Origin of the sequence: Flavobacterium sp. UBA4854 (assembly GCF_002399805.1) — a bacterium.
In the GTDB taxonomy this organism is placed as follows: domain Bacteria; phylum Bacteroidota; class Bacteroidia; order Flavobacteriales; family Flavobacteriaceae; genus Flavobacterium; species Flavobacterium ginsengisoli.
Genome location: NZ_DHEI01000145.1, coordinates 1 through 7,354 on the forward strand (window position 1 = coordinate 1; position 7,354 = coordinate 7,354).

7 protein-coding genes are annotated in these 7,354 nt (G+C 35.1%); 4 read left to right on the plus strand and 3 right to left on the minus strand.

Annotation, left to right across the window (positions count from 1 at the left end):
- Positions 1-35 precede the first annotated feature (35 nt).
- The 4 genes from B3J44_RS21130 (at position 36) to fucP (ending at position 4,365) form a co-directional block, all read left to right on the plus strand.
- Complete coding sequence (locus B3J44_RS21130; protein ID WP_286971255.1) at positions 36-1,292, plus strand: extracellular solute-binding protein; 1,257 nt, start codon at positions 36-38, stop codon at positions 1,290-1,292.
- Positions 1,293-1,325: 33 nt separating this feature from the next.
- Positions 1,326-2,399: a Gfo/Idh/MocA family protein gene (locus B3J44_RS21135; RefSeq protein ID WP_286971256.1), complete on the plus strand. Its 1,074-nt coding sequence runs from the start codon at positions 1,326-1,328 to the stop codon at positions 2,397-2,399.
- Positions 2,400-2,507: 108 nt separating this feature from the next.
- Positions 2,508-2,948 (plus strand): MaoC/PaaZ C-terminal domain-containing protein, encoded by a 441-nt coding sequence (locus tag B3J44_RS21140; protein WP_276173181.1) that lies wholly within the window; start codon positions 2,508-2,510, stop codon positions 2,946-2,948.
- 112 nt (positions 2,949-3,060) lie between these two features.
- Positions 3,061-4,365 (plus strand): L-fucose:H+ symporter permease, encoded by a 1,305-nt coding sequence (gene fucP / locus B3J44_RS21145; protein ID WP_286971257.1) that lies wholly within the window; start codon positions 3,061-3,063, stop codon positions 4,363-4,365.
- Between the two features lie 365 nt (positions 4,366-4,730).
- Here fucP and B3J44_RS21150 read toward each other — a convergent pair whose 3' ends face one another.
- From B3J44_RS21150 to B3J44_RS21160, 3 genes are all read right to left on the minus strand, one after another.
- A complete protein-coding gene (locus tag B3J44_RS21150) occupies positions 4,731-5,207 on the minus strand; it encodes a hypothetical protein (protein WP_286971258.1) in 477 nt (158 codons plus the stop codon).
- Positions 5,208-5,386: 179 nt separating this feature from the next.
- Complete coding sequence (locus tag B3J44_RS21155) at positions 5,387-6,793, minus strand: efflux transporter outer membrane subunit (protein ID WP_286971259.1); 1,407 nt, start codon at positions 6,791-6,793, stop codon at positions 5,387-5,389.
- Between the two features lie 18 nt (positions 6,794-6,811).
- The coding region (locus B3J44_RS21160; RefSeq protein WP_286971261.1) for an efflux RND transporter permease subunit at positions 6,812-7,354 on the minus strand (543 nt) is incomplete at its 5' end.

Consider the following 7,354-nt stretch of genomic DNA (forward strand, 5'->3'; position numbering starts at 1 on the left):
AACGAGAAAATTATTAAAGAATTTATAGACTGTTAATGGAAAAAATTAGAATCGCCGTTCGTAAATTCGATCCTTTCGAAAGTACACTTCGAAAATTATGGGATGCGTTTTCACTTCAAAACAATATAAAAATTGAAGCCGAAATGGTTGCATTGGAACTTCATGATTTATATGAAACCACGATTTCAGAAAAGGGTTTAAAAGAAGGAAAATGGGATATTGCCCATATCAATACCGATTGGATTTTTGATGCTGCAAACGAAAATGCGGTTCTTAATTTGTTTTCATTAATTGGAGAAAATCCGCCAGAAAATTATCCTTTTGGATGGCATAAATCACTTTTGCATTTGCAGAAACTAAGTAACGGCATTTTCGGACTTCCTTTTCACGACGGTCCAGAATGTCTGATTTACAGAAAAGATTTATTCGAAAACAAAACAGAAAAAGAGAATTTTAAAAAACAGTTTGGTTACGAACTTGCTACACCAAAAACTTGGCAGGAATTTTCAGAAATTGCCACATTTTTTAATCGTCCCGAACAAAATTTATACGGTGCTGTTTTTGCCAATTATCCAGACGGACACAATATGGTTTTTGACTTCTGTCTGCAATTATGGACACGTGGAGGTTCTTTATTAAACAAAAAAAATCAGATTGACATTCATAATGAAGCGGCAATAAAAGCATTGGATTTTTACAGAAAAATGGTCAATGACAAAAATGCGGTTCATCCAAAATCGAGAGAATTTGGTTCAGTTGAAGCAGGTTTGGCTTTCGCCGAAGGACAAGCTGCAATGGCGATCAACTGGTTCGGATTTGCTTCTATGGCAGAAGTAATCGAAGAATCGAAAGTGAAAGGAAAAATCGATATCACTTCCCTCCCATCCGATCCAGGTCATAAGACAGCTTCATTGAATGTATATTGGTTGTATACCATTGGTTCTGGAAGCAAACACAAAAAACTGGCTTATGATTTTTTACGATTTGCCACAACACCAGAAAGTGACAAATTATTGACTACAGAAGGCGGAATCGGATGCAGGAAATCAACTTGGAAAGATGCAGAAATTAATACTTTAATTCCATTTTATCATAAACTGGAAATGCTTCATGAAAATGCATTAACACTGCCTCAAACACCAATCTGGCCAAAAGTAGCTGAACTTATTGATGGCGTGGTTTTAAAAGCTATTGAAACTGATATTTCATCTGATATACTTTTAGAAGAAACTCAAAAGAAAATAAGAGAATTAAGTCAAGGAACAACATTACACAGCTCTCTCAAGAATTAAAATTGGCAGGCTTAATTTCAAAATATAGAACAAATGAATATTCCCTATAAACCTTTACTTCCCCAAACAGAACAGCCCATTGTGATTATTGGAGCAAGCGGTATTGTAAAAGATGCGCATCTTCCTGCTTATGAAATGGCTGGATTTAAAGTTTTTGGTATTACCAACAGAACAATCTCAAAAGCATACGATTTACAGAAAGAATTTAAAATCGATCATGTTTTTGAAAGTGTCTCCGATGCGGTTAAAAATGCGCCTTCAAATGCCGTTTACGATATTACCGTTTTACCTGATCAATACATTGAAATTTTAGAGCAATTGCCTGATGGAGCGGCAGTTTTGATTCAGAAACCAATGGGTAATGATTTATCTCAAGCTCGTGAAATTGTAGCAGTTTGCGAAAGAAAAAATCTAGTTGCAGCAATCAATTTCCAATTGCGTTTTGCCTCTTTTGTAAGCGCAGCGAGATATTTAATCGATCAGGGAATTATTGGCGAATTATACGATTTAGAATTTAAAGTGACCGTAAATACGCCTTGGGAATTATTTCCATTAATTAAAGAACATCCTAGATTGGAGATTCTTTTTCACAGTGTTCATTATATTGATTGTATTCGTTCTTTTCTGGGAAATCCTAAAAGTGTATTGGCAAAAACGGCGAAACATCCGCTTAAAAAATTATCTTCAAGCCGATCTACTATTATTTTGGATTATGGCGAAGATAAGCACGTTGTCATCAATACGAATCATGATCATCATTTTGGTCCAAAACACGAAGAAAGCTACATCAAATGGGAAGGAACAAAGGGCGCTGTTAAAGCAAAAATGGGCTTGTTAATGAATTATCCTGACGGTTTACCAGACGTTTTTGAGTATGCATTGCCCAAAAAAGATAATGAAAATGAATACGAATGGACAGAAGTTAAATTAGACGGTTCTTGGTTTCCAGAAGCTTTTATTGGTGCAATGTCTAATCTGATGCGTTACAAAGAAGGTTCTGACTCAATATTGTCTGCAAGTGTCCAAGATGTTTTGGGGACGATGAAAGTTGTAGAAGCTTGTTATGAAAGTAACAAAAACGGCGGAATTTCTTTTGATGAAGTGTAATTAAAACACTATATTTCAAAACCAAAAAAAACAAATTTCAGTCCGTCTCAAAATAAATATCTTTTGACATTTATTTGAAAGAGCCAGACCGATAAAAATATCTAGAATATGTATTTTAAATCGACTTTTTTCGAAGATTATCAAATCGACGACAAACGAGTAACTTTAGGCAGAACAATCACAGAAACTGACTTCGTAGTTCACGCCGGACACACAGGAGATTTCTTCCCGCACCACATGGACGAAGAATGGTGCAAAACACAACCTTTCGGACAAAGAATCGCCCACGGAACGATGGTTTTTGCTATAGGAATCGGATTAACGGCTTCAGAAATAAATCCAGAAGCTTTTTCTAGAGGTTACGACAAAATGCGTTTTGTAAAACCTGTTCATATCGGAGACACCATTCATTCCGAAATTACTATTTCTGAAAAGGGAGAAGCTAAAAATCCAGAAATGGGAACTGTAACAGAACATGTAGAAATCATCAACCAACGCGGTGAAGTCGTTTTGGTATGTGATCATTTACTTTTAGTGAAGAAAAAATAATTTTCTTCTAGGGACAAAGGTTCAGAGGTGCAAAGGAACAGAGGTTTCTTCACTTTGAACCTTTGTCGCTTTGAACCTTTGAACCTAAAAATAAACTAAAAAAACTATCTAAATGCAAATTACAAACCAAGCCGGCGATCAACATGAAGTGCCAACAGAAGGCGGAAATCAAAAACAATATCTACTGCCTTTTATTTTAGTTACATGCCTATTTTTTCTGTGGGGAATGGCCCACAACTTAGATTCTGTTTTGATTCCACATTTAAAAAAAGCGTGCGAATTAAACAATCGTCAATCTACTTTAATTGATACTTCTGTATTCTTTGCCTATTTTATAATGGCAATTCCTGCAGGAATGTTGATTAAAAGATTTGGTTATAAAAACAGTATTATCACAGGTTTATTAGTTTTTGCAATTGGAGCATTCTTATTTGTTCCCGCGGCTAATACTAGAACTTATGAGTTATTCTTATTTGCCTTGTTTGTAATTGGATGTGGTTTAACAATCTTAGAAACCAGTGCAAATCCATATGCAGCAATTTTAGGACCTGCTGAATCTTCTTCTAAAAGATTGAATTTAGCAGCTTCTTTCAACGGATTGGCTGCCATGGTTGCTCCTATTGTGGGTTCGCTATTTATCTTATCTGGAACAAATCATACAAAAGAACAAATGGCAGCAATGCCAGAGGCTGAAAAGGCGGCTTACTTATTGGGCGAAGCGGCTTCTGTAAAAATGCCTTATATTGTATTAGGAAGCATTTTAGTATTGGTTGCTATTATTTTCTATTTTGTACAATTACCCTCAATGAAAGCAACTCATACTGAAGCTGAAATTAAACCTGGATTTTTCTCGGTTTTAAAATTCAGACATTTAAGTTGGGGTGTTGTAGCTCAATTTTTCTATGTTGGCGCACAGGTTTGTATTACGAGTTTCTTTATCAGAATTGCGCAACAAGGTGCAGGATTAGACGAAAAAACTGCTGGATACTATTTAGGAATCTATGGTTTCCTTTTTATGGCAGGACGTTTTATTGGAACTTTCTTTTTACGCTTTGTAAAAGATTACGTTTTATTATCCATATACTGCGTAATGAGTGTTTTATTATGTTTAGTTGCAATTTATGGTTCTGGAATTGTGGTTATTTACGCTCTTGGAGGAATCGGGTTCTTTATGTCAATTATGTTTCCAACGATTTTCTCTTTAGGAATTAAAGGCTTAAAATCGAATACAGAAACGGGTTCTTCATGGTTAGTAATGTCAATCGTTGGCGGTGCTATTATTCCTTACGGAATGGGAACTTTGATTGATATGAATCATGATGATATTCAGTCAGGATATATTATTCCTTTAATTTGTTTCTTGATTATTCTGTCTTTTGGCGCTATTGGACATAAGGTGAAAACCGTTTCTGAATAGTTTTTTGCCACAGATTATTTGGATTAAAAAGGATTTTTGTTTTGCCACAAATTACACGAATTAATACGAATTTTTAATTTAATAAAAATATTTTAATATCAATTACCTCCAGCTATAGCTGGAGGTTTTTTGTTTATCCAAATAAAAGGCTTTAGCCAAACTTTTGCGCCTAGTTTGGCTAAAGCCAATAAATGTAGAATCTAGTAACCTCCAGCTAAAGCTGGAGCCAATCCATTTTTAGCAACGAATTAGCATAAATTACACCTTTTTATAAAAATAAAAATTCGTGTTAATTCGTGAAATTAGTGGCTATAAAAAATCCAAAACGCCTCCAATTGGAGGCGTTTTCTTTTAGTCATGTTTATTTAATGGTGTTTGCCATTACCGTGATCGTGGTTCTTGTCTGACTTATTTTCTTTGTTTTTTCCTTTATCGTTTCCGTAATGATTTCCGTTGTTACCTTTTGGTTTTTCTTCTCTATTTTTTTGAGGTTTTCCGTGGTAACCTTTCGGATATTCAGTTCTGTGTTTTGTGTGATAATAGTACGGAGAATCTCCTCTATAATCTGTCAAAACTACTTTATAACCTGAATACAAATCATAGTTTCTATATCTTGACGGAAGTCTTCTTTCACGAACCCATTTTCCGCTGTTGTCGTAAATAAATACGCTTTGATTTACATCATAATATACATCGATGTCTGGCAAATAATAGTATCTGCTGTTGTCGTAACCTTGTGGTCCCCAATTTGGAGGTGTACCAATATTTACATTTACTGATACCTGAGCTTGAGCAAAAAATGCACTCATAAAAAGCACTGAGGCGAATATAAACTTTTTCATTTCTTTAGAATTTAAATGTTAATCTTACTAGATATTAATCGAAAGTAATGCCAAAGATTTATGTGATAAGTATTCATTATACCAACTTACTAAAGTAATCGACAGAGAGCGTTTTTTAAACGACGTACTTTTCAAAAAACCGTCTCAGATTTTGAGACGGTTTTTATCATTATAAACAATTATTTCCAACCACCACCCAACGCTCTGTACAAATTAATAACAGCTTGCAATTTTTGCAGGTTATCATTAACCCCGTTTAATTGCGCTGCTAAAAGATTTTGTTGAGATGTTAATACATCTGTATAGTTAGTTGCCGAACTGTATTCTAAAAGTTCTTGCGTAAAGTCGACTGCTTTTTCTAAAGCTGCGATTTGTTTCGCTCTAGAATCTTCTTTCTCAACAGCCATTTGGTACGCATACAAAGCATTTGAAACTTCCTGACCAGCCACTAAAAGACTTTGTTGGAAATTGTTATATGCTTGCAATTGTTGTGACTGCGCTGTAGTCAATCTCATTTTATTTAAACCATGATTAAATAAAGGCTGTGTTAATCCTCCGATAATCGAATAAAAGATAGAATGGCTAAAGAAATCATTCAATTCTAAATTTGAAAATCCTGTGCTTGCTGTAAGTGTCAAACTTGGGTAAAAATAAGTTTTAGCCAAATTAGTCGACTCAAAAGCAACTCTGAAATTAAATTCCGCTTGACGAACATCTGGACGATTGTTTAATAACTGAGCAGGCATTCCGATTGCGATTTGTTCAGGAATAATCTGTGTTCCTAAAACGCCTCTATCAATTGGTCCAGGTCCTTGTCCAAGTAAAATATTTAAAGCATTTTCGGTTTCACGAATGCTTTGTTTCAAGTCCGGAATTAAAACTTCTGCCGCATGCTGGTTGGCCTCACTCTGAACGACAGCCGCACCAGTTACAATTGCTCCTTCTTTTAAGGCTTTAATGGTTTCAACGTTTTCGATACGGGTTTTTAATGTTTCTTCCGTAATTCTTAACGATTCATCATAAGATAATAATAGGAAATAATTATTGGCAATATCAGCTATCAATTGTGTTTGAACAGCTTGTTTTGCAGCATCAGAAGCTAAGTATGTTGCCAAAGCCGCTCTTTTAGAACTGCTTAATTTTCCCCAAACATCAATTTCCCAAGAACTGCTTACGCCTAGTTTGTAAGTAGTTGTTAAAGTATTAATATTGATTCCTGCCGGAAAGTTTAATCCTGCCTGAGATTGCTTGTTATGCGTTACATTGGCGTCCAACTGCAAACTTGGGTAATAAGCCAATTTACTCTGACGCAAAGAAGCTCTTGCCTGAACAATATTCTCAATTGCATTTTTCAGATTCAGGTTCTGTTCTAAACCTTTTTGAATTAATGCATTTAATTTTTCATCTTTAAAAACAGTATTCCAAGGCATGTCTGCAATTGTAGTCGAATCGGTTGCAGATTGATCACGATACAATTGATCTGTTTTTAAAGTTGTGGGACGTTCGTATTTCTTGGTAACAGAGCACGCACTAATGAGTGCGGCTGTTATTACCAGTAAAATATATTTATTAGAACTATTCGTCATTTTTGTTGTAATTAAATTTTACTCTTTGTGAGCTTCTATTAAATGAATTTCGTCTTCATCGTCATCGTCATCATCATAACCATCTTTCGCTGGGCCACTTATTCTTTCTTGTAAAGTCTGGAAAATGATAAACAGAACCGGAATAACAAATACTCCTAAAATCGTTCCGATTAACATACCCCCAACGGCACCAGTACCAATAGATTTATTACCAACAGCACCTGCGCCTTTGGCAAACATCAACGGAACTAATCCTAAAATAAAGGCAAACGAAGTCATCAGAATTGGACGTAAACGCGCTACTGCTCCTTCAATAGCAGCTTGTACAATTGGAAGTCCTTTTCTTCTTCTATCCAAAGCAAATTCGACAATCAAAATACCGTTCTTCGCCAAAAGTCCGATAAGCATGATTAAGGAAATCTGCAGGTAAATATTACTATTTAATTTAAAAATAATCGAGAATAAATACGCTCCTGCTAATCCAAACGGAATTGATAATAATACCGCAAATGGCAAAATGTAACTTTCGTATTGTGCACTCAGTAAGAAATAAACGAAAAC